General features: G+C 36.8%; 25 protein-coding genes, 1 pseudogene and 2 riboswitches. Of the genes and pseudogenes, 9 read left to right on the top strand and 17 right to left on the bottom strand.

Translation table 11 applies throughout. The features are described from left to right. Positions 1-57 precede the first annotated feature (57 nt). The 3 genes from KYI10_10185 to KYI10_10195 all read right to left on the bottom strand — a co-directional run bounded on the left by KYI10_10185 (position 58) and on the right by KYI10_10195 (position 3,175). Positions 58-1,251, bottom strand: a complete 1,194-nt coding sequence (locus KYI10_10185; protein QYA32687.1) for an ATP-grasp domain-containing protein — start codon at positions 1,249-1,251, stop codon at positions 58-60. Further along, a complete protein-coding gene (locus KYI10_10190) occupies positions 1,238-2,428 on the bottom strand; it encodes a M20 family metallopeptidase (protein QYA32688.1) in 1,191 nt (396 codons plus the stop codon). Before KYI10_10190 ends, KYI10_10185 begins: the two co-directional genes overlap by 14 nt. 74 nt (positions 2,429-2,502) lie before the next feature. Further along, positions 2,503-2,599, bottom strand: a riboswitch (SAM riboswitch). Between the two features lie 69 nt (positions 2,600-2,668). Beyond that, entirely contained in the window at positions 2,669-3,175 is a 507-nt protein-coding gene (locus KYI10_10195; protein ID QYA32689.1) for a GrpB family protein, read from the bottom strand. Between the two features lie 255 nt (positions 3,176-3,430). Here KYI10_10195 and KYI10_12670 point away from each other — a divergent pair. The 4 genes and pseudogenes from KYI10_12670 (at position 3,431) to KYI10_10210 (ending at position 6,489) form a co-directional block, all read left to right on the top strand. Next, positions 3,431-3,886, top strand: a pseudogene (locus KYI10_12670) (class I SAM-dependent methyltransferase). Positions 3,887-3,910: 24 nt separating this feature from the next. Beyond that, on the top strand, positions 3,911-4,843 hold the full coding sequence (locus KYI10_12675) for a cysteine synthase family protein (GenBank protein XBW67574.1): 933 nt from the start codon (positions 3,911-3,913) through the stop codon (positions 4,841-4,843). Between the two features lie 3 nt (positions 4,844-4,846). Continuing rightward, positions 4,847-5,992 (top strand): bifunctional cystathionine gamma-lyase/homocysteine desulfhydrase, encoded by a 1,146-nt coding sequence (locus KYI10_10205; GenBank protein ID QYA32691.1) that lies wholly within the window; start codon positions 4,847-4,849, stop codon positions 5,990-5,992. An 11-nt stretch (positions 5,993-6,003) separates the two neighbouring features. Then, positions 6,004-6,489, top strand: coding sequence for an S-ribosylhomocysteine lyase (locus tag KYI10_10210; GenBank protein QYA32692.1), 486 nt, complete (start codon positions 6,004-6,006; stop codon positions 6,487-6,489). Between the two features lie 55 nt (positions 6,490-6,544). Here the strand turns inward: KYI10_10210 and KYI10_10215 are convergent, their stop codons facing one another. Beyond that, positions 6,545-7,111, bottom strand: coding sequence for a hypothetical protein (locus KYI10_10215; protein ID QYA32693.1), 567 nt, complete (start codon positions 7,109-7,111; stop codon positions 6,545-6,547). A gap of 139 nt (positions 7,112-7,250) precedes the next feature. On the opposite strand from KYI10_10215, the gene KYI10_10220 reads away from it, so the two are divergent. Continuing rightward, on the top strand, positions 7,251-7,436 hold the full coding sequence (locus KYI10_10220; protein ID QYA32694.1) for a hypothetical protein: 186 nt from the start codon (positions 7,251-7,253) through the stop codon (positions 7,434-7,436). A gap of 50 nt (positions 7,437-7,486) precedes the next feature. Here the strand turns inward: KYI10_10220 and deoB are convergent, their stop codons facing one another. The 5 genes from deoB to KYI10_10245 all read right to left on the bottom strand — a co-directional run bounded on the left by deoB (position 7,487) and on the right by KYI10_10245 (position 12,234). Next, a complete protein-coding gene (gene deoB / locus KYI10_10225; protein QYA32695.1) occupies positions 7,487-8,659 on the bottom strand; it encodes a phosphopentomutase in 1,173 nt (390 codons plus the stop codon). Between the two features lie 10 nt (positions 8,660-8,669). Beyond that, positions 8,670-9,971, bottom strand: coding sequence for a pyrimidine-nucleoside phosphorylase (locus KYI10_10230; protein QYA32696.1), 1,302 nt, complete (start codon positions 9,969-9,971; stop codon positions 8,670-8,672). Between the two features lie 54 nt (positions 9,972-10,025). Then, positions 10,026-10,688 carry a deoxyribose-phosphate aldolase gene (deoC, locus tag KYI10_10235; GenBank protein ID QYA32697.1) on the bottom strand — a complete coding sequence of 221 codons (663 nt, stop codon included), beginning with the start codon at positions 10,686-10,688 and terminating at the stop codon, positions 10,026-10,028. 80 nt (positions 10,689-10,768) lie between these two features. Then, positions 10,769-11,698 (bottom strand): sugar-binding transcriptional regulator, encoded by a 930-nt coding sequence (locus KYI10_10240; protein ID QYA32698.1) that lies wholly within the window; start codon positions 11,696-11,698, stop codon positions 10,769-10,771. An 83-nt stretch (positions 11,699-11,781) separates the two neighbouring features. Then, positions 11,782-12,234 carry a Dps family protein gene (locus KYI10_10245; protein QYA32699.1) on the bottom strand — a complete coding sequence of 151 codons (453 nt, stop codon included), beginning with the start codon at positions 12,232-12,234 and terminating at the stop codon, positions 11,782-11,784. Positions 12,235-12,351: 117 nt separating this feature from the next. Here KYI10_10245 and KYI10_10250 point away from each other — a divergent pair, with 117 nt between their 5' ends. Further along, positions 12,352-13,032, top strand: a complete 681-nt coding sequence (locus KYI10_10250) for a hypothetical protein (protein QYA32700.1) — start codon at positions 12,352-12,354, stop codon at positions 13,030-13,032. Positions 13,033-13,075: 43 nt separating this feature from the next. On the opposite strand, the gene KYI10_10255 is transcribed toward KYI10_10250, so the two are convergent. After that, complete coding sequence (locus KYI10_10255; protein ID QYA32701.1) at positions 13,076-14,341, bottom strand: MFS transporter; 1,266 nt, start codon at positions 14,339-14,341, stop codon at positions 13,076-13,078. Between the two features lie 320 nt (positions 14,342-14,661). Here KYI10_10255 and KYI10_10260 point away from each other — a divergent pair, with 320 nt between their 5' ends. Continuing rightward, positions 14,662-15,711 (top strand): 2,3-butanediol dehydrogenase, encoded by a 1,050-nt coding sequence (locus KYI10_10260; GenBank protein ID QYA32702.1) that lies wholly within the window; start codon positions 14,662-14,664, stop codon positions 15,709-15,711. Between the two features lie 41 nt (positions 15,712-15,752). On the opposite strand, the gene KYI10_10265 is transcribed toward KYI10_10260, so the two are convergent. The 3 genes from KYI10_10265 to KYI10_10275 form a co-directional block, all read right to left on the bottom strand. Further along, the gene (locus KYI10_10265) at positions 15,753-16,247 is read right to left on the bottom strand and encodes a universal stress protein (GenBank protein ID QYA32703.1); all 495 of its coding nucleotides are present in this window, start codon (positions 16,245-16,247) and stop codon (positions 15,753-15,755) included. Positions 16,248-16,299: 52 nt separating this feature from the next. Next, positions 16,300-17,250 carry an LCP family protein gene (locus KYI10_10270; GenBank protein ID QYA32704.1) on the bottom strand — a complete coding sequence of 317 codons (951 nt, stop codon included), beginning with the start codon at positions 17,248-17,250 and terminating at the stop codon, positions 16,300-16,302. A gap of 122 nt (positions 17,251-17,372) precedes the next feature. Then, positions 17,373-17,987: a GNAT family N-acetyltransferase gene (locus KYI10_10275; protein QYA32705.1), complete on the bottom strand. Its 615-nt coding sequence runs from the start codon at positions 17,985-17,987 to the stop codon at positions 17,373-17,375. Positions 17,988-18,126: 139 nt separating this feature from the next. Between KYI10_10275 and KYI10_10280 the strand changes: the two genes are divergently transcribed. After that, positions 18,127-18,564, top strand: coding sequence for a MarR family winged helix-turn-helix transcriptional regulator (locus KYI10_10280; protein ID QYA32706.1), 438 nt, complete (start codon positions 18,127-18,129; stop codon positions 18,562-18,564). A gap of 34 nt (positions 18,565-18,598) precedes the next feature. Here KYI10_10280 and nhaC read toward each other — a convergent pair whose 3' ends face one another. The 4 genes from nhaC to KYI10_10300 form a co-directional block, all read right to left on the bottom strand. Next, complete coding sequence (nhaC, locus tag KYI10_10285) at positions 18,599-20,044, bottom strand: Na+/H+ antiporter NhaC (GenBank protein ID QYA32707.1); 1,446 nt, start codon at positions 20,042-20,044, stop codon at positions 18,599-18,601. A gap of 147 nt (positions 20,045-20,191) precedes the next feature. Continuing rightward, positions 20,192-20,341, bottom strand: a complete 150-nt coding sequence (locus tag KYI10_10290; protein ID QYA32708.1) for a hypothetical protein — start codon at positions 20,339-20,341, stop codon at positions 20,192-20,194. A gap of 483 nt (positions 20,342-20,824) precedes the next feature. Further along, a complete protein-coding gene (locus KYI10_10295) occupies positions 20,825-22,261 on the bottom strand; it encodes an EVE domain-containing protein (protein ID QYA32709.1) in 1,437 nt (478 codons plus the stop codon). 117 nt (positions 22,262-22,378) lie between these two features. Beyond that, positions 22,379-23,338, bottom strand: a complete 960-nt coding sequence (locus tag KYI10_10300; GenBank protein ID QYA32710.2) for a YeiH family protein — start codon at positions 23,336-23,338, stop codon at positions 22,379-22,381. Positions 23,339-23,476: 138 nt separating this feature from the next. On the opposite strand from KYI10_10300, the gene KYI10_10305 reads away from it, so the two are divergent. Continuing rightward, positions 23,477-24,094 carry a thermonuclease family protein gene (locus KYI10_10305; GenBank protein QYA32711.1) on the top strand — a complete coding sequence of 206 codons (618 nt, stop codon included), beginning with the start codon at positions 23,477-23,479 and terminating at the stop codon, positions 24,092-24,094. 42 nt (positions 24,095-24,136) lie between these two features. After that, a riboswitch (SAM riboswitch) is annotated at positions 24,137-24,236 on the top strand. The last annotated feature ends 8 nt before the right edge of the window (positions 24,237-24,244 follow it).

Raw genomic sequence — 24,244 nt, forward strand, 5'->3', positions numbered from 1 at the left:
ACAAGCATCGGCAGCAATGTCGCACTAATTACCGATGCTGCAAATATACTACTTTTTCTAGTCTTCATGAACTTCACCTTTTAAACGTTGTTCAAATTGTTTTGCTTTTTGATCGATGAATGCTTCGTCATCACCATACCATATACAAATAAAGCGTGACGGGAAAGCATTTTTATCTCTATAATCTCCATCATAATATGCTAATGGGAATAAGTTACCACTCTTTACTTCGTTTAAAATTGTTTCATAGAATGCTGCATTATCACCATCAGAGTAATAGGCAAGGAACTTTTTACAGTCCCCTTTTAGTACATCATCCAGTAACAATAATGAACTTGATCCATTTTGTCTGAAGTTTAAATCAATTGCAAACAGATTATCATCTTTATCTACTAATATATCAAATCCTGCAATCCCTTTATAGCCCGCATCGACACCATTCTTCATAATCTTTCTACCGGCTTCAATTACAGATTCAGGTACATTCCTATCTGTTGTATTACCTCTGTATTTACCGTATTTTTCTACCATCTGAAGCGATGCACCCAAAAATGTGATGCCCTTCTCTTCGCTATACGCATATTGTACGCAGTAATTTTTAATAGGTTCAACAAATTGTTCGATAATCAACTGCTCGGTACCACTTGCCGCCTGCACGCGTTTTATCGAACTTTCCACATCATCTTCTGTATAACATAGCATCACACCATATCCACCTGCTGTCGGATGTTCGTCACCCGGCTTAACAACAAAAGGAAGCGTCCATTCACGTACACGTGTTTGGAAATCATCAATTTTTACAATTTCGCGTTTTGGAAGATACTCTCCACCCGTCCATTTATGGATGAGTGATTTGTTGTTTAAATCTAAAAATATGTCTCGTGGTACAACATAATCATCATTGTCCACAATATCAGTCTCGTGCGCATATTGGAAGAATATCTTTCCTGTCTCGGCATATTCTTTTAAAGCCTTTTCATACTCTTCACGTGTTTCATACGTGATATATGTTTTGGGCATCGCTACTCCCGCTGCGCCAAATAATTCACATGTCTTCTCAGTTACCGTTGCTTTATGAACAATAACAGGCATCTCTGCAATGATTAATTCTCTGGCACTTAATAAATTCGACTGATGTTCTTCAGGCTGTAGCCACGGATTAAAACCATAGCTTGGTCGTGATGTGTAAAGCACATTATCACCATACAGATCACGCATCGTGAGTGAAATATTTAATTTATTGGTGGTCATAGACTTTTCCCTTCAACACTGTATGTAAATTTTTTATCGCTTTTAATTCATCCGGATTATCAATGAGTTCTAATGCCATCGTCGCCATTATTTTAGCACCTTGAATCAGTGCATGATCTCCATGTGCACTACCAGCAGCATCTTTAAATTCAACAGTATGCCCTACTAGGCTTGAAGGCCCAATTTTTATATGCGGATGAATTGTTGGGATAACATGACTCACATTCCCTGTATCTGTTGATCCAAAACCAAAATCATCATGTAATATTACCTCATTGTGCTTTTTAGCATGACGTTCAAATAGATCATCTAACAAATCATTTCGAATAAATTCATTTACTCCATTTTGAATGTGATTCAGCTTATACTCTGCACCCGCAGTAAGTGCAGCACCTTCAGCAACACGTTCAACTTTGCCGGTTAACACATCTAGTTCCTTGCGACTCATTGCGCGCGTGTAGAATCTTGCCTTCGTGTAATCCGGGATAATATTCGCGCTCTTGCCGCCATCCAATATTACACCATGTACTTTATCAGATTTTCGAATATGCTGACGAAGCTGCGCAATCCCGTTAAAGAAACTGATCATTGCGTCCAGTGCGTTAATCCCATTATGAGCATTCTCAGAAGCATGTGCGGTCTTACCGAAGAACTCGACTTCAAATACATCTACAGCAAGTGTAGGCACCGTACGATATGACTCGTGTCCTGGATGTATCATCAAAGCAACATCGCACTCAGAGAATAATCCAGCTTTAACATACGACGCCTTTGCACTACCATTCACACCACCCTCTTCAGCTGGTGTACCAAATACTTTAATCGTACCGCCGTGCGTTCCAACATATTCTTTAATGCTCACGCCTGCAAGCACACTTGATGTTCCGATAATATTATGTCCGCATGCATGACCAAGTCCAGGCAGAGCATCGTATTCCGCTAAGAATGCAATCGTCGGTCCTTCATGTTCACTTTCAAATGTCGCAATGAATCCTGTCTCGTGGCCTGCGATATCACGCTCAATTGTAAATCCTTCGTTATATAAAGTCTTGATGAGTAAACTAGACGCAAAATACTCTTCGTTTCCAAGTTCCGGGCGTTCGTGAATCTGGTGGCTTATTTTAATAAATTCCTCTTTATTATATTCAATATAGTTAAGTACATTTTGTTCATTCATCGTCATTACCCCTTAATTAAATTCAATTAAGTCCACTTAATAAAAAAGACACCCTCAGATAAGGATGTCTATACGTCTTATCTGTCAGCATAAGCTGCAGGAATTAGCACCTTACATATTGCAGGTTGCTGGACATCAGCGGGCCTGTCCCTCCGTCCGTCTCGATAAGTGTTTAATTGTTATCAATTATATTAGAGCTTTAAAGCATGATTGTCAATAAGATAACTTATTTTTCAGATATTATCCGAATATCTGTACTTCGTTCGATCCGTTCCAGTTCATCGCTTTAACTTCAATTACAGTCAAGAAGATGTCCCGCGCCTTTTTATACGAAGAGAAATCAAAAGGATAAATTCTTGCAAGTTCCCATTTGAACGCACTATAACGATCTCTCTCACTTGAAAATGTTCGAAAATAATCTCTTAACTTAATGCGTTTCAATAATTCTTCATCTGCCTCTTTATACACAAAAAGATGAAATTGATGATCCTTTGTAGCATATACTTTATAACATACTTCTTTACAGATTAAATGATATCCAAGTTCAGCTAACTCTAGTGCTTCAATATCATGCTTCACCTCTACAGCAATATCTATCGTCGCACGTGCGTCCATACCTGGTACCGCAGTAGACCCAATATGATGAATCGCACTAATATTTTTTAACTTCTGAAGCACTCTTTTCTTTTCGCCTATATAAAGGTGCTGCCATATACTATCGTAAGGTACTATCATCACTTGTTTCATCCTTTCCCCTCCTTCTTTAGATACATTTTAAAATATTATACTTCTTTGCACACAAATTCACAAACTATTATATTGAGTAAATAATAAATTCATGATATTATTAATCCCGAGTTATCTGATAAGAATAATAATATTAGGAGTGTATCGATGAGTTTACCTTTTATGGACATCTTTAAAGCATGGGCATCAGATTATGATGATGCTGTAACAGGACAAAATCCCGAATATAAAGATGTATTCTCAAACTATGATTTTATGATAGAAGAAGCAACAAAACACGCAGGAAAACGCGTAACAGAATTTGGTCCTGGAACTGGGAATTTAACAAACATGTTATTACAGCGCGGATTGGACGTACAGGCTGTAGAACCAAGTATTGATATGACAAAGTTAGGTGAGGCTAAGACAGGTATTACGTTCGAACGTGGCGATTTCCTGAACTTCAATGCTAGAGAAACAGATACATTTATTTCTTCTTTTGCTTTTCACCACCTTACAGATAAAGAAAAGAAAGAAGCGATTGCCCTTTATAAGCCGCTTCTCTCCGAAGATGGAAACATCATTATATTGGACACAATGTTCAATTCCTTAGATGAAAAAGAACAGATTAAATCACATTATGACGCACGAGGTTACCATAATCTTGTCGAAGATCTGGAAAGAGAATATTATCCATTAAAGGAGACAATGGAAGAGATTGCCAACGACTTGGGATTTGATTATCAATCCACTCAGATGAATCGTTTCGCTCATCTTCAAATATTAACTAAAAAAAAAGTAAAAACTCCTGCTGATTTAATCGGTAATACACCGCTAGTGGAACTTAAGCATTTTCCACTGAATAAAGGAAACCGTCTATTTGCAAAACTTGAGTTCTATAATCTGGGCGGCTCTGTAAAAGACAGACTGGGTGTCAACATTTTAGAACAGGCTTTACTTCGTGGTGATATTCAAAACGGTACAGTTGTTGAAGCTACAGCTGGTAATACAGGAATTGGTCTTGCACTCATCTGTCAACAGTATGGATTAAAGCTACATGTCTATGTTCCCGAGAAATTCAGCATCGAAAAACAAAGCATCATGCATGCATTAGGGGCTGAAATCGTAAATACCCCTACAGAAAAAGGAATGCTCTTCGCACGCGAAGAAGCGCTGAAATTCGCTCAAGAAACCGGTGCATTCTATACAAATCAATTTGAATCAGCAGATAATCCTTCAAGCTACGATAAACTGGCAAAGGAGATAAAAAGAGATGCTGGGAAGGTTGATGCAATCGTTGCTGGTGCAGGCAGTGGAGGAACATTTACAGGTCTTGCAAAGCACTTCAAAGAAAGTCATCGCGTTATCGTAGAGCCTGAAGGTTCGATATTAAATGGTGGAGAATCTGGTAGTCACCGCACAGAAGGCATCGGCGTTGAAAAATGGCCCGTGTTCTTAGATAAAGATTTAATCGATGCCGTTGAAACAATTTCTGATATCGATGCCTTTACACGTGTCTCAGAACTTGCCCAAAAAGAAGGTCTTCTTGTCGGTTCTTCAAGCGGAGCCGCGCTACATGCCGCACTTAAAACCCAAGAAAATATGACTGATAGCAATATCGTCGTAATATTCCCTGATGCAGCTGAGCGATACTTATCACAACAAATATTTGATATTAAAGGAGAATAGATTATGCAAAAGAAAACAATGATGATTCATGGTGGAAATACAATAGATGAATACACTGGAGCTGTAAACCCTCCAATTTACCAAACAAGTACCTACAAACAAGATGGCATCGGGAATATGCGTCAAGGCTATGAATATTCTCGTTCAGCGAATCCAACACGTACAGCATTAGAATCATTAATCAGTGACTTGGAATCAGGTGATGCTGGCTTTGCATTTGGTTCAGGTATGGCTGCAATATCTTCTGTAATCATGTTACTCAATGCTGGCGATCATATCGTTGTTGGTAGCGATGTATACGGCGGAACTTATCGCGTCTTCACAAAAGTCTTCGAACGCATCGGTATTAAATCAACATTCGTTGACACAACCGATATCGAAGCAGTTGAAGCGGCAATCAATGAGAATACTAAGATGCTTTATATCGAAACTCCTACCAATCCATTACTTAATGTAACGGATATTCGCAAAATGGTTGAAATCTCTAAAGCACATAACTTAATTTCTGTTGTAGACAATACATTTATGACACCTTACTTCCAGAATCCACTTGAACTTGGTGCAGATATTGTACTTCATTCAGCAACGAAATATATCGGCGGACATAGCGATGTTGTAGCCGGACTGGTTGTAACACGCACACCTGAGCTTTCTGAATCAGTTGGCTTTATACAGAATTCCGTAGGTGGTATACTTGGACCTCAAGATAGTTTCTTACTTGTGCGCGGTATTAAGACACTTGCAATTCGAATGGAACAAACAGAACACTCAACATTAAAAATCATCGAATTCCTCCAAAAACAAAGTGCCGTAACAAATATCTTCCATCCTGTCTTGCTTGATGAACAAGATAAGAAAATTCACGAATCACAAAGCAAAGGTTACGGTGGAATGGTATCATTTGATGTAGGATCTAAAGAAAATGCCGAAAACTTAGTAAAAGCAACGAAATATTTCACTTTAGCAGAATCTTTGGGTGCAGTAGAAAGTTTAATTTCTGTCCCGAGCCAGATGACTCATGCTTCGATCCCTAGAGAACGTCGCCTTGAACTTGGTATTACAGACGGTTTAGTTCGAATCTCTGTGGGTATTGAGGATAGTGAAGACTTAATTGCAGACTTAGAACAAGCATTTAAACAATTAAATTAGGAGTGACGCTTATGACTAAAAAAATGAACGTTGAAAGTTTCAACTTAGACCACACGATCGTCGATGCACCATTCGTACGATTAGCGGGTATCAAAGAAGGTATCAATGGTGATGTAATTCATAAATATGATATTCGTTTCAAACAACCAAATAAAGAACACATGGAGATGCCTGCACTTCATTCATTAGAACATTTAATGGCTGAAAACATCCGTAATCATACAGATAAAGTAGTAGACATCTCTCCCATGGGATGTCAGACTGGCTTCTACGTTTCACTTATCAATCACGATAACCATGAAGATGTGTTAGCAATATTAGAAAACACTTTGAATGATGTATTAGCAGCTGATGAAGTCCCTGCTTGTAATGAAGTGCAATGTGGCTGGGCAGCGAGTCATTCTTTAGAAGGTGCAAAAGCAATCGCACAGGAAATGCTATCTAAAAAAGACAGATGGCATGTAATTTATCAGCCTGGAAAAGAACCACAAGCATAATTAATTGATATATCAATAAGTGGCACACATGAAACTTCATGTGTGCCACTTATTTTTAAAATCTTATTAAATTTGTAGCTGCATATACATCATCATATTCATTTAAAACATTAAGCTGTTCATCTACAATATCCAAGTGATATGGACCAGTTGCTTCATTAATCTTCTCTATCTTATCAAGCGACACATCATCATGCTTCTTAAAATTAAAAGTAACACTATAGTGCGTCTTCTCACCAGTACCGTATACAAGTTCTCCTAAAACCTTCTCTGTTCCATTACCTTCAAATAAAAACTTCAACTCATTTGGTAACGTAAATCTAAAGCGATAGTGGGGAGTATTATGCATTAAATAATCATATAATATTCGATCAATTTTATAATCTAATCTAAATGAAATACCATGTTCATTATGCGTTGCCACTAAATTCTTTATCATAAAATGAGGCATCATAAACGCTTTATCTGCTACATCAGCTGATACAGCTCCAGGTTTAACTAGCTCAACATTCTTACTTTGTTTCTTATCCATAGTATCACCTTGATTCTTCGTTAAAAAATAATAGAGCGCACCACTTGCTGCAGCAAAGATAGCAGCACCAATTGTTTGTTTATATTTCATATGTATTAGCTCCTTTATACTTTTTATTCTTATACCCCATTTCGCTTAGGTAATGCATAAATACAATAAATTACACCGTCACACAAATATTATTTTGCGTTAAATTAATTTTCCCTCAATAAATAATGGAGATGATAATATGTTTACAGAGAAGGAACGTATAAATTTAATACTCTTATATGGACTTGAAGATGCAATTGAATTATATGCTAAATATAATAATCAAGCTTATAAGCATCTGAATGAATATAAAAATATCAATAAACAACTTCTAGAAAAACTATCACTAGCAATCAGTTATATCGAAAGACAAGTTGTTCAATAATAAAAGGAGTAGGTATCTGAGATACCTACTCCTCTTCCATCCTCTAATTCTTACTTCAATTCTTCCAAATAACTCTCACCAAACTCTGGCAATTCAACACCAAAGTTATCAGCAATCGTCGCACCAATTGAAGCGAATGTAGTATGCGATTCTAATTCACGACCACCATCAAACTGTTTACTATACATGAGTAGCGGTACATATTCTCTTGTATGATCTGTTCCCGGCATTGTAGGGTCGTTACCATGGTCTGCCGTAATAATGAGTAAATCATCTTCTCTTAACGCTTCTAATAATTCCCCTAGTCTATCATCAAATGCTTTAATTGCATTCATATAACCTTCTTTATCACGACGATGTCCATACAATGCATCAAAGTCCACTAGGTTCAGGAAGCTTATTCCATCAAAGTCAGACTTCACAACTTCTAATAATTTATCCATACCATCCATATTATCTTTCGTTCGGATGGACTTCGTTACACCTTCACCATCATAGATGTCATTGATTTTACCGATTGCGATAACATCACGCCCTGCATCTTGAAGTTCATTCATCACTGTACGTCCAAATGGTTTTAATGCATAGTCATGACGATTTGATGTTCTCGTGAAATTCCCTGGTTTACCTACATATGGGCGTGCAATAATGCGCCCAATTAAATATTTCGGGTCTTTCGTATATTCACGGACTTTCTCACAAATCTCATAGAGTTCTTCAAGCGGGATAATCTCTTCGTGTGCAGCAATTTGCAGTACTGGGTCAGCTGAAGTATAGACGATTAAGTCACCTGTTTTCATTTGGTGTTCGCCCCACTCATCAATAATTGCTGTTCCTGATGCTGGTTTATTAGCTACGACTTTGCGTCCTGTCATTTCTTCAATAGCTGTAACAAGTTCTTTAGGGAAGCCATTCGGATATACTTTGAATGGCTGATCGATATTCAGACCCATGATCTCCCAATGACCTGTCATCGTATCTTTTCCTACAGATGCTTCCGATAATTTCGTATAGTATGCTTCTGGTTTATCGACTTTATTTACGACCGGAAGTGGTGCGATATTACCTAATCCTAACTTTTCTAAATTCGGTAATTTGCCTTCATATCCTTCCAGCGTATGTTTTAAAGTATGGCTGCCAGCATCACCAAACTTCTCTGCGTCTGGCGCTTCGCCAATCCCTACAGAATCCATTACGATGAGATGCACTCTTTTAAATGTCATAATATCTCTCCTATTCAGTTATGACTTTATGAATTAACACTGGCGCTTCTGCGTGGTCAGAGATTTCAATATTGTCATAAATTTTGTTCATTACATCCTCTACATTATCACGGTTTGCATATATTGTTACAAGTGATTCGCCTTCTTCAACCTTGTCTCCAACTTTCTTGCGTAACATCAGTCCTACTGCAAGATCAATCGTATCTTCTTTCGTTGCACGCCCTGCTCCAAGCAGCATAGAAGCAATGCCTAATTCATCAGCAACGATTTTACTTACTACACCTGTGCGTTTCGCCGGTACTTCAATGACATATTTCGCTTGTGGCAACTTCGTTACATCATCAACTACTGATGGATCTCCACCTTGGTTTTTAAGGAATGTTTTAAATTTATTCAGCGCTTTACCGTTGTTAATTACTTCTTGTAACTGTGCACGTGCATCTTCAAGTGTATTCGCTTTACCTGCTAGCACGACCATCTGGCTACCTAGTGTTAAAACAAGTTCTGTTAAATCTTCAGGACCTTCTCCACGTAAAGTTTCAATTGCTTCTTTCACTTCAAGCGCATTACCAATCGCATATCCTAACGGCTGACTCATATCAGAAATAATCGCCATCGTATTACGTCCAACATTATTACCGATCTTAACCATCGCAGTTGCTAACATTTCTGCGTCTTTATCTGTTTTCATAAATGCGCCTGCACCTGTCTTAACATCAAGTACAATCGCATCTGCACCAGCTGCAATCTTCTTACTCATAATACTTGATGCAATAAGTGGAATACTATTTACCGTTCCTGTAACGTCACGTAATGCATAAAGCTTCTTATCAGCAGGTGTTAAATTACCTGTCTGTCCGATAACCGCAAGTTTGTCTTCATTTACAAGTTTCATGAAATCATCTTCCGAAATTTCTACATGGAAACCTTCAACTGCTTCCAGCTTATCAATCGTACCACCTGTATGTCCCAGTCCACGACCACTCATCTTCGCAACTGGAATATCAAGCGCTGCAACTAAGGGTCCAAGTACTAAAGTTGTCGTATCACCTACACCACCTGTTGAGTGTTTATCAACTTTAATCCCTTCAATTGCTGATAAGTCGATCTGGTCGCCACTTTCAACCATTGCCATCGTTAAGTTTGCTCGTTCTTCGTCATTCATATCCTGGAAGAAAATCGCCATCGCTAAACTTGATGCTTGATAATCTGGAACTTCACCATTCGTATAACCTTTGATGAAAAACTCGATTTCTTCTTTCGTAAGCGCACGTCCATCTCGTTTCTTTGCAATAATGTCTACCATTCTCATTATAATTTCCTCCTTTTTGTAAACGCTTTCTATAAATTTATAAGGGAAAGGGAATTAATAATCCCCTTTAGCTTCTTCACCTTTTAAAATTTGTACACCTGCACTTGCACCGATACGTGTTGCACCCGCTTCAACCATCGCCATAACGTCTTCATAAGAACGCACACCACCTGAAGCTTTAACACCCATATCAGGGCCCACAGTTTTTCGCATTAATGCGATATCTTCTTTCGTTGCACCACCAGATGAAAATCCAGTAGATGTCTTCACGAAATCTGCACCTTGCGCTTGCGCAATTTCACATGCTTTTACTTTCTCTTCATCGGTCAATAGCGCTGTTTCGATGATCACCTTTGTCGTAACATCTCCTGCAGCATCAACTACTGCTTTAATATCTTCAGCTACTAAGTCATAGTTCTTATCTTTAAGCGCACCTATATTAATAACCATATCAACTTCACCGGCACCATTTGCAATCGCATCTTTCGTTTCAAATGCTTTCACAGCAGGTGTATTCGCACCTAATGGGAAGCCGATAACTGTACACACAAGAACATCAGTTCCTTCTAATAAAGATTTAGCATACTTTACGTGTGAAGGGTTGACACACACACTCATAAATTCATATTCGCGTGCTTCCTGTGCTAATTGAGCTATCTGTGCCTTCGTTGTTTCAGGCTTTAATGCTGTATGATCAATATACTTTGCTAAGTTCATGATTCATCCTCCTTTAATTTCACTTCTATTATATCAGATACTGAACAAAAGTAAAAATCATAAATGAACTTATGTTCAAATCAAAGTAATTTCCTGGCTGTAATACTATCGGTAATGAGCACATTAGGAATATTTCCATTTAGTGCACCACGTATTGCTTCAACTTTATGGTTTCCTCCAGCAACAAGTATGCTCGTTGGTATTTTGCGTAATGTATCGAGCGTAACACCCATCGTACGATCATCTACCCATCTGTCTGCTATTTTACCATCTTTCGTATAGAATCTCGAACAAATATCGCCTACAGCACTCGTTTTCAATCGTTTCACTTCATCTTCAGAGAAAAAACCGAGCTTAAAAAGTAACGCCTCATCTCTAACTGTCCCTGTTGTATAAATCGCAACATTACATTTCGGCGCCATCTTCAATATACTTTTAATATGACGATCGGCACTAACAAGTCTCTTTACTTCCTTATTATCAAATATGACTGGAACCGGTAAATCTCTCGGAATGGAATTAAAGCTACGCGCAAATAAGGACAACGTTTCATGCGAATGGGTCACCACATCAGAATATGAGACTCCACCTTTAAGCTGAATCGTTTCTACACCATTTAAATTCAATGGTTTCATAAGTTCAGCAACGCGAAACATTGTCTTACCCCAGCTGATACCTACAATATCATTATTCTTCACAGTTCGAGATAAATATTCCGCAGCACATTCAGATATTGCCTTTATCACTGTTTCATTACGATCATTTGTTACATCTTTAATGATCACTTCCTTCAGACCATATTTCTCCCGAATTAAATGTGCTAATTCATCACTCTTCTCGTATGGATCATGAATGATGATTTCAACAATCCCCATATCTCTGGCATGGTTTAATTGTCTTGATACAGTAGGTCTTGATATATCCAGCTCATCCGCAATTTCTTTTTGACCAAGGTTTTCCTCATAGTACATCTTTGCAATCTTTATACATTGCTTCATCTTATCTTCCATTCTCTTCACCTCTACTCTTCAATTCTATATAAAAACAAAAAAAAATACACTCCAAACTATTTGGAGCGTACCAAGTAAATTTATTATTTCAAGAATGATTTAAGCATCCAATTATGTTTCTCAAGGTTACTAATCATACCTAGGAACATATCTGCAGTCATCTCATCATCTGCTTCTTCGGCTGCTGCTTTACCTTCTTCTAATTGTTTAATAATCTTATCGAAGTCTCTCGATAAATCTTTAACCATATCCTCAGCCGTTAAATCTTTCTTCGCTTCTTTAACTACAGATAATTCAAGCGATTCTTTCAATGTCGCAATTGGATGTCCTTGAATTGCTAAAATACGTTCAGCTAGTTCATCAATATATGTACTAGCTTCATTATAAAATTCTTCAAATTTTACGTGTAAGCTAAAGAAGTGAGGCCCTTTAACATACCAGTGATAATTATGAATTTTAGTATATAATACCGTCCAGTTTGCTACTTGCTGGTTTAAAGCTGTTACTACTTTGTTATCATTTGATTTTTTTGCCATTATAAATCTCTCCTCTATCTTGTTTATATTAATTATTATATTATAATAATTCTAATTAATAAAGTATTATGTCTTATTCGAATTTATTTGGGTATACTAATTAAAAAGGAGGGCATTATGCTAAAAAAATACATATTACCAACCATCATAGCAGTTATCGTCTTTTTTATCTTATTCACAATCGATCTCTGGAAAGTACTGTTAATGGACATACTTACTTCTACCCCTTTTATTATACTTTTATGCATTTGCGCATTATTTGCTGCTTTGCTAGCTTATCTCTTCAGCAAACTTGCCTATAAAGTTGATAACGACCCATCACTTGAACATTACGAACAGGATCGTGCAAGCTTTAAGAAATTCTCAGAAATGAATATATTCTTAATCATTTCATTTTATTTTGCACTTGGCTCAATTATGTTAATCAGTTTAAACCATGCATCTTTCTATTTAGGGATTATCAGTATCGTAACACTTATGATCGCAATCGTAATGCGCTATTATGGTTACAGTATGATCAATAAACTTTATCCAGAACGCGACCTTCCAGAAAACTTCGAATCAGACTTTGATGATAAACTCATCGACTCATTAACCAAAGAAGAAATGATTACAATATTTACGGGTCTCTACAATGCATTTAAGTTAACAAATATCATCTTACCTGCAGCAATGTTGTTAATAACAATTTACGGATATGCAACAGGTATCCCTCAACATTTTGCATTAAGTGTTATAGCAGGATGTGCGATTGCAATTAATATTATGTATCAGGTAACGGTAAGAAAATTGATATAAAATAGCAGTTATCCATTCAAGGATAGCTGCTATTTTTTAACTCTTATTTTTCTTCTACTATTAATGGTTGGTCAGGCTTAACAAAGAACCATAATACAATTGCTACAACAGCTGGAATAATCATCAAATAGAATGTCGTATCCCAACCATAATGCTGTACAAGGTATCCACCAAGCATCGGACTTAAGAAAGCACCCACGTTACCCCATAAGTTCATCCATCCTGATACAGTTCCAGAGAAGTTACGTCCAAGGTCAGTAGCAGAAGCCCAGCTCATACCCATAGATAAACCTACACCACCAAGACATAATGATAAGTAGATTAAATTCATAACCATGTCATTTGTCTGAACAGATAAGAATAATGAAACTGCAAATACGATAAATCCAAAGATTGCAATCAACGCACGCGCTCTAAAACGTGAATAGCCTCTAGAGATAATTGCATCTGAAATTGTGCCACCCGCCATAATCAGTATAAACATCATTAACCACGGCGCTGCTGCTAAGAACTTCATATCCTTTAATACAACATGGTATTCCTCTTGTAAATATGTCGGTAACCAAATTAAGAATAAAGTAATAACAAACTGTACTACAAAGTATTGTCCAGCAATCGCAAAGAAACTGAAGCGCTTGAAGAATAGTCCCCAAGGTGCAGATGTCTTATCTGTCTGAACCACATCACGGTTTTCCATGATGTATGCTTTCTCTGCTTCGTTAACCATCTTATGATGTTCCGGTAAGTCTTTAGCAATGATTGCCCAGATTGCAGCAATAATGATACCAATCGCACCGAAAATAAAGAATACTGCTTCCCAACCGAAAGCTTGATAAATAGCTATTGTTACAAACGGTGCAATAACAGGACCAAAGTATGATCCTGCAAGCAATGCACTTGATGCACGACCTTTTTCACTTTTGGCAAACCAATATGTATTAAATACTGCATTTGAAGGATACATCGGTCCTTCCCCTACACCAAATAAGAAACGCATTGTGTATAATAATCCGTGATTTTTGACAACCCCTGTTAGAATTGTGAATGCACTCCACCAAACAAGTGCAAATGTTAACATTTTCTTAGGGCCAAACTTCTCCGCCATAATACCTGCTGGCACTTGCATTAATGCATAACCTGCTGCAAATACCGAAGCTAACATACCAAACTGTGTCTTATTCATATTCAGATCTTCCATCATTGGTTGCGCAATATATGAGATATTGGCTCTATCCATATATGCAATAACTCCAATCAGAAAGAACATCAGTGCAAACATCCATCTTACTTTAGTAGCTTTTTGACTCATTTAATTCACCTCATTAATTTGTATAGTCATCCTATGACCAATTGACTAGATTAAAAATAACACATGCTGAAAACGATTACAATAACTTTGTGAAATTTTAGCTCAAAAATAAAATATTTGTTATATAACACTGTGAAAAAATACCAAAAAAGCTATTTTTGAAAGAAAATTTCTAATATATATCAGTTTTATTACAAGGTATTTTCGGGATAAATTACACCTCAAAAATTCACAAACTTTCCTTAAGGATATATAGTTTGTGAATTTAGTATCAAAGTTGTATACTAATATTGTAAATAAATATTTGGAGGGATCATTACATGAAAGCAGCAGTATGGCATGGTAAAAAAGACATTCGAGTTGAAGACAGAGAAATCCGTGAAATGCGTGATAATGAGGTACGCGTTAAGGTCGGATATGCTGGAATTTGCGGTAGTGACTTACATGAGTATCAAGAAGGACCAGTATTCGTTCCCGTAGACAAAGAGGATGATCTTACTGGGGGTAAAGCACCTCTAATCATGGGACATGAGTTTTCAGGTACAGTCGTTGAAGTTGGTAAAGAGGTTAAAGACTTCAAAGTTGGCGATCGTGTTTCAGTAAACCCAACTGTGACATATGGTAAAAATACAGATGAACTAGATGTCTATGATGGCTTCAGTTTCCTCGGCCTACATACAGATGGTGGTTTTACTGACTTAGTTAATGTACCAGAAACTAATCTTTACCACTTACCAGATTCATTATCTTTACGTGTAGCAGCAACTATCGAGCCTTTAGCGGTAGGCGTTCAAGCTGTTAAAGAAAGTGGCTTAGAGTTCGGAGACACTGTGGCAATCTTTGGCGCGGGTCCTATTGGTATCTATACGACCCTTGCAGCTCGTGCGGCTGGTGCAAGTAAAATTATTGTACTAGATCTTTCTAAAGAACGTTTAGAAAAAGCAAAAGAATGCGGCGCAACGCATGTCATTAACTCAGGCGAGGTAAACGCGGTAGAAGCAATCAAAGAAATCGTACCAGGTGGAGTAGACCGTTCATTTGAAGTAGCCGGGGTAACACCTACATTTGTACAAGCGATCGATGCTACACGTCCTCGTGGCACAATGGTAATCGTTTCTATTTTTGCTGGTGACATTAACTGGCCACCATTACAATTGACTAATGCTGGTGTGAAAATCACTTCAACAATCGCTTATTCAAGAGCATCTTACCAACAAACAATCGATTTAATGGGTAGTGGTCAAATTGATACAGAGAGTACTATTACCGGGGAAATTGAGCTTGATGATATCGTAGAACACGGTTTCGAAAAATTAACAAATGATAAATCTCAAGTTAAGATCTTAGTTAAGCTTAATGGAGAAGACTAAAAAATAAAAAGTGCTGAGACAAGGTGTCTCAGCACTTTTTTTTATATTAACTTTTCTCTAAAATTCCTTGTATAATCGTTTAGTTCATAGTCTTCAGGTACCTGTTCTGTTCTGACCACAAGTACGTCACACTTTGCATATCTAACGATCGCTTCAGACACACTTCCCATAACGAAACGCTCAAATGCATTGTAGCCACTTGATCCGCACATTATTAAATCAACCTTGTAACCTACTACAATTTGTTTCGGAATAATATTTTTAGCTGCGCCATGCGCTATAACGATTTCAACATCCTTTACACCTCGGTCTAACGCAATTGCTTTGTACCCTTCTAGCAATTCTTGTGCATAGATATCAGCGTTCTCAGCAAGTGATCCACCTTTGGCATCAACGTTAGCATAAGTTCTAATATCAACAATATGTGTAAGTACAAGTTTTGCATCATTCCTTACAGCTACCCCAATCCCTTTCTCAAACGCATACTCACTGACCTTAGAACCATCTAACGGGATTAATATTGTATTATATTTCATAGTATTCCCTCCGAATCATATTTTCTTATACTTATTGTAACATCCAAGTGTTTTATAATCCTAGATTCTTCATATATTGTTCACGTACATCTGCTTTCAATGTCTCATTAGGCAGGAAATACCAAAGCCCATCTTCTAATATCTCACCGTCTCCTTGAAGCTGAACTTTCTTCACATTGCGAACTGCGCCATTATAACCAGTAGCTAATCCTTTTAAATCATCAAATGATAAATCAGTTACAACATTTCCTTCGATACTTTTCAATAAAGAATCTAATTTCGTTACAGAATCTACGCTTAATACTTTTGTTGCTAATGCCTGAATCACAAGCTGCTGTCTTTCCTGGCGACCGAAATCGCCTCCCGCACCTTCTTGTTTACGACTTCTAATAAATGCCATAGCTCCATCACCATCTAGATGAATTTCTTGTCCTTTTACAAAATTGAATCCACCATAACTGAAAGTAGAATTGCTGACAACATCGATACCACCGACTTTATCTACCATTTCATGCATACCATCCATATTAATCGTCGCATAATAATCGATAGGAACATTCATAAATTTCTCTACAGATGCTACCGCCATCTTTGCCCCACCGTATGCGTATGCATGTGCGATTTTCTCGTTCGTTCCTTTACCTACCATTTCACTGTATGTATCACGAGGGATACTTACCATTTGTGATTTGTTCGTCTTTGGATTGATGCTCATCAGAATAATCGAGTCACTACGTCCAGCATCGCCAGTTGCAAGTCTTTGCTGATTTGAATCAACCCCGAATAATGCAACACTGATTGCATCTTTATTACCGATGTCAACTTTGTCACCACGCAGTTCTGACTTGTCCCTACCTTCTATTTTGTGCTGAATATGCTCTGCCGTTTGTTTCACCTTAAAATATGATCCACCTACAAACCATGCAGCTACTAATAACATGAGTACAAATACGATTAAAAATATTGAAAGACATCCCAGTCTTCTCTTTCTTCTCTTTCCCATAAATCCACCTCTTTTACTTAATAATACAACAATACAAGCCAATATTCATAAGGCTTAAGTATGACTTGTTCCTTTTCTTATGCACTTAAAAGTATACTAATAAAATTTTGATTACACAAAATTTATTTAGTAAAAATAAGTAAATTCCCTCTTAAATTTATACCTTTATATCCCTCACTCAGTAAGCGTCTGATTTCCATATCATCAGTCATTTTCACAGCAACTTCTTCTTCATATATGCAATCTCTATCACGGAATAACGCAAAGATATAGCGAATTTTATCATCATATACGTTATCTAGCGCTACAATCTTCATACCATGGTGAAACTTATCTTTGATGCTCGCGATATTGTCTGGGTGTACTGTAGCCATTATTATCGTATATTTGTCATCGATCTCCTGAAACAGCCATTCTCCTAATTTTTTCTGTAACCCTCTTCCACGATAGTTTGGATGTACAACTGTAATATCAGAGTAGATGAGCCTATCTCTATCAGATGGATCAAGTGCTATATATTTTCCTAGGTAATCGTCTACTGGTATATGCATTGAACGAAATGCTACAATCCTTTCGTCAATCTGACAAACACATAACACACCATCATTCACGTTTTGAGCAATCTCTTCTTCAGATAAAGTTACGAGCATATCTTTATTGCCAATTTCCTGTATAGCAGCTTTTTGAACATCTAGTATAGCTTGAATATTAGTATTATTAGCGAATTTAATTTTCATTACATTCTCCTTTTAAGAAAAATTTTACTTGCATATTACATAGATATCATGCAAAATATTATACATTGACCGTAATTATTTCGTTCTATCGTCTCAATCAGTCATAATTTTAATATACGTCAAAAAAGAGGGAGTTAAAATGATAAAATTAGAACAGTCAATATTCAAGACAGCAAGCCAAGTCGAGCATGTTTTAAATGCTATACTTTTAAAACGATTCGGAATCACATTTGCTGAATTTCTTATTCTATACAAAGTATATAAAGATAGTAATAGCTCAGTGACAGACATACAAGATGACATTCAATATAAGATGGATTCTGCAAGCATAAAGACTAAGAAACTTAGGGACTTAGGGTTCGTCGTTAAAGAACGTCGTAAAGATGATGAACGTAAAGTATGTGTGAAAATTACAGATAGTGGCTGTGAAATCGTCAAACTAGTCATGGTGGAGCATCAACAATGTATTTATGATAGTATAGGAAATACTTTCACAAAAGAGGACGGTGAAACCCTATTTATCCTTCTTGATAAATACAGAAAAGCTTTCCATCAATATACCGATACGATTAACTAAAAAACTGGGTGCACTTCAATGTGCATCCAGTTTTTTACAGTTCTGCAGATTGTACTTGTTGTCGTAAAAATCCCTGCTGTTCTTCTTTATTGATCTTAACAATCTTGAACCCAGTATAACCATAAACAAGTGAAATGATTGGTACTACAAAATTTAGAATTGCATATGGTGCATAGTCAAATACATGTACACCTAGTGTTGCTAAAATGAATACACCACATGTATTCCACGGTACGAATACACTTGTTAGTGTACCACTATCTTCTAAACAACGTGATAAGTTTTTCGGGTGTAAACCTTTATCAATAAACGCCTTTAAGTACATACGACTTGGTACTACGATACTAATATATTGTTCTGAACATGTTGCATTCACTGTAAAGCAGCTTAACAATGTTGCTGCAATCAAACTACCCGTAGATTTCGCCACAAGTAAAATCTTTGAAATCAATGCTTGTAACATGCCACTGAACTCTAGAATTCCACCAAACGTCATGGCAACAATCGTCATCGAAATCGTAAAGAACATAGATTCCAGACCACCTTTGTTGAATAACTCCATTACAAGTGCATTATCCGACTTCATCACATAACCTTCCTGTAACGTCTTCGCGATGATTTGTAAACTATCTCCTTGAATAAAGAATTGACACCCTGCCCCTAATATTATACCGACGACAAGTGCTGGGACTGCCGGGACTTTAAGCGCCACAAGTACAATGACAGCCACAGGCACTAACAATAACCATGGTGATAATGTAAACTGCACTTCCATTGCTTTCGTGATTGAATCAATTTTTGTCGTATCTAAATGATCACCACTAAACTGACGACCAATAAAAAAGTATGCAATCAATGCAATAATAATACCCGGTATTGTTGTGAAAAACATATGCTTAATATGATCAAATAAATCTGTACCCGTTAAACCTGAAGCTAAATTCGTCGTGTCTGATAACGGACTCATCTTATCTCCAAAGTAGCTTCCTGAAATAACTGCACCCGCAATCATACCCGCTGGAATATCCATACTCAAACCGATTCCCATACCTGCAACACCTACTGTCGCCATTGTAGACCAGCTAGAACCAATTGCAAGTGCAACAATGCTACAAATAATACAAATTGTTACAAGGAACATTGAAGGAGAAATCATCTTCAAACCATAATAGATCATTGTTGCAACGATACCCCCACCAATCCATGCTCCAATGACTAAACCAACAAGGATGATGATGACAATTGCCGGTAGCGCCATCTTAATCCCTCTATACATCATTTCTTCAATTTGTTCCCAAGTAAAACCATGTCTATGTGCTACGATTGCTGCGACAGCAGTGCCGATCATCAATGGAATATGTGGTGCTTGCTTAAGTTTTACAACCCAAAGTAGCATACAGACAATCATAACAAGTAAAGGCACTAATGCCCAAAAAACATTAATATCTTTTCTTTCAAATGCTTTCTTTTCTTTCCCCATCCGTCATTCTCCCCTTTGTGAAAACGCTTTCTTGTTACATTTTAAAGTAATAAAGAAGAAAAATCTATAATAATTTTTCAAATCACTCCAAAAAAATAAATCTTCCTATAAAACATCTTTTTAATAGGAAGATTATCAAAATATTTGTTATTTTTCATCTGACTTAAGTTTGTCTACAACAATTGTAATAGCCATGCCAATCATAGTAATAAATGAGGCAGCAATTGCATTATCAGGGCCCACGAACATTTGGAGGAATAAATTATTATACATGTCTAATTGCATTAAAACATCCATAAACGGCCTCCTATTTTTCATGCTATAATAAGTATACCTATTTTATCAGAAAATTCAAATTACAATTATATTACAAAATATAACCAAATGTATAAAGAATGGAAAACTAAAAAGGGGGGTAAAGTAATATTCAGTGGTATCGCTATTATCATGTCACTTATTCTCGTTTGATTTATTTATCATCGTATTCATTACTTCTCTACTTAAATTTAAAAGCACTAAAAATCAGGAGTTTCGCATCCTATGTTTTAGTGCTTTTAAATATTTTATATCTCAGGGTTGATTCGAACGTTCGTTAGCGACTTCTGGAGATTTTATATTTTTAGCGGCTGAACTCAGCAATAGTAAAGTGTAGTAAATTGAGTATTGACTCTAACTAAGATGTATATGTAGAAGATATCGAGTTAATCACAACTTTCCATCACATTAAATCAATATAAATATCATTATGTAATATCATAAAAAATATTAATTAAGAATTTTTTAATATTTATAGAATTTCATTGCTGCGGTAATATACTCTGGAAATGCAGCTTTAAATTCTGTCACATCAGAGGTTGTAATTCCTATAACCCTAAAATTTTTTGGTACTTCAAAGGTTGCGCCGCTTCCAACTGGTCCAATTGTCGCACGCTGTTGTTCTTCTAGCACAGGCAGCGATACTGTCGTTCCTTGTGATGCATAAACTAATGGTTTAAGTTGCTCAGTCGTCACATGGTCAATATGCTCTATGATAATTGTATCTGGCACTTCAGTGGCAAGTGCTTCAGTGATGATTCCGCGATTATATGTATAGTGTTGACCTGACTTAATATATTCCCCGTAAAGGTTTGCTTGTTTCCAAGTTGCATCCGCAATAAATAATTTAACTGCATGCGCATCTAATTTCATAAATTTAACAACTGTTTTCATCCCGTTTACATGCTGTGGCAGACTGAAGATATGAAAGAGCTTTTGCTGCACTGTTACGTCATGTTGTTCTAATGCAATGTTTTTTGTTGTATCTGATAATCGCTTTGCTTCAAAGAACTTCTTATCCATTGCTGCTTTTCGCGCGCTGTATTGTGCTGTTTCTATCACTTCATTTATGGAAGGTGCTGTAGGCGTCGCTTTCGTTTCAGAAGGTTCTAACATGGCTTGATATTGATTTTTAGTAATCTCTGTCACAGATTCATTCCATTTTTCGTCTAAGAAATATTGTGCACGCAACATCAGTTCACGATCTAATTCATAAATTGTTCGAGGTGTCACATCTTCGATATATTTAATGATAATTGCAGTTGCATCTGTCCTCCCGGGTACAGGTTTATTCCCATGCTTTCCTTTAACGACTTCTGCAATACCATATATCCCACGTTCCGGCTTCGTTTTATAGATAATGACCTTATCTTCTGGTTGCATCTCTCCATAATGTTTATAGCCTAAACGATGTACACCGTTAACGTTGCTGACATAAATGGTATACTCCATACCTGATTCAAATGGTATTTCTTCTTTCATTAAGAAGTAACGGTTAATTTTTTCTTTATACTGGCCGACATTAATAATTTTGTTATAGTCCGCTTCTGAGATCGGATTCAGCAACTGCTCTTTCATGCTTTGTATCGTCTCTTTTAAATTTTCATCTCGAATTAAATAGTCTTTCGTAAAAGGTGCAAGCTTTGTATCATATTTAAAATGAATTTTAATTTGTCCACGTCTTGGCTCTTCGACTTTAAGTACTTCTCCAGCCCCAAGTAAACCAATTTTATTTTGTACAAGGTAAAAGATGACGCGATCTCCAGGGTTTGCACGTTTAAATGCCTGGTATCCCTCATTCGGATTAAAATGCACTGTCGAATCAAAAACTGAGACTTGGTTCATCAAATCCTCAAAATGATTAAATCTATTATAACCACAATTCAACCAAAAATAATTCACACAAATTCCTCCTAAATCCACTTATAATTCTTTTTATTTTACATTATCCTTCTTAAATAATACTGCAAGAAACGCAAGTAACACTGAAAATGACAGTTTCTTTTTCATTATACTCACCTACCATATATGTAATACTTGCTGCATGACTAAACTCATTACGATTACAACCATCCATGTGATTGCACCTAACGCTAGCGGTTTGATACCAACTTTGAAAAACTTGCCTATATCTACCGTCATACCTATTCCACCTAAAGCTGTACTCATTAAGAATGTAGATAAAGTCTTAATATATGATGTGATATATTCTGGTATCGGAATAATACTTGCAACGATACTCGCTATGAAAAAATACAATATAAACCAAGGGAAGACCTTTTTTAAATTTACAGAGGATTGACCTGCCTGCAATAATGCGAATATTAAACAAATCGGTACTATCATAAGTGCACGTACAAGTTTGACGACCGTTGCTGTATCTCCAGCATCCTCACTAAATGCATAACCTGCTGCAACTACACTACTCGTATCGTTTATCGCTGTACCGGCAAAATATCCAAAGCCTGTATCACTAAATTGTAACCAGTGACCGACTGTCGGAAAGACAAATACTGCAATAATGTTAAATAGGAAAATTGTAGCAATAGAAAATGCAATCTCTTCATCTTTCGCTTTAATTATTGGACTTACTGCTGCAATTGCTGATCCCCCACAAATTGCTGTGCCTACGCCAATTAAAGTACTTAAACGCTGATTAACACCAAATAACTTGCCCACTAAAACACCCACACTTAAAGCGGCAGCGATGCTCGTGATGATGAGTGGAAAGGATGATGCACCTAGACTCAATGCTGCTTTAAAACTAAGCGTAAATCCCATCAGAATAATGCCGTATTGAAGTAACTTCTTACCACTATACTTAATACCTTCTTCATAAGGTGCTGTATTTATTAAATTGCCTATGATTATACCAATAATAATACTGAAGATCATACTACCAACTAACGGGAAAATATAACCCAAGTATGTGGCAATCAGTGCGACCAATAGACACAAAAACACTCCTTTAACCTTCATCACATCGCCTCCACTTTCTAGTTGAGTCTATTATATCTAACATGTGATGATATCTAAAGCACGAATTCATTATACCTATTGATTACGAACGTATGTTTGTTTATAATTAAAGGATATTGCTAAAAACGAGGTTTTAAATTGAATTTATTATTATTGTTCCTCACATTAAACTTTTCATCCTTTCAAAGTGATATGCCAAAGGTACCGGCGACCTTCGATCGTGCTATTGATGGAGACACAGTTTCATTGAAAATTAATAACCGCAAAAAGACAGTCCGTCTATTACTCATTGATACGCCTGAGTCAAAAAAACCAAATACACCCGTTCAGCCATATGCTCTTGAAGCGGCACGTTATACAGAATCACTTGTAAAGACTTGCGATCTTAGTGTCCAATACGACACAAAAGGGAAGAAAGATCGATACGGGAGAGAGTTAGTCTATCTTTACTGTGGTAATACAATGATTAATGAACAGCTGGTCAGACAAGGATACGCTCGAGTCGGCTATGTGTATCAACAGAAAGATTATTTAAATCGAATGCTGGCGGCAGAACGAAAGGCCAAAGCTGAAAGTTTAAAAATATGGTCTCTTAAAGGATATGTGAACGTTGACGGAGAAGGTTTTAATTCTACTAAAGAAGAAAGACAGCAAGAGACAGATATTATGCTGAAGATTAGAGAATCACTGCATCGCATACTAGATGCAGCGATAGATGGATTAATCAAAGGAATAAAGTCCGCCTTCACATCATAAGAAAATATGTTATAATGGAATAGAAAATAATTAAATAACGCATTCTTATAAAGAGAGATTGAGGGACAGGCCCAATGATATCTCAGCAACCGGTTCGCAAGAACACGGTGCTAATTCCTGCGGAGTAATCCGACTATAAGAACCTTACAA

It is taken from the genome of Macrococcus sp. 19Msa1099, from assembly GCA_019357535.2.
GTDB classification, from domain to species: Bacteria; Bacillota; Bacilli; order Staphylococcales; family Staphylococcaceae; genus Macrococcoides; species Macrococcoides psychrotolerans.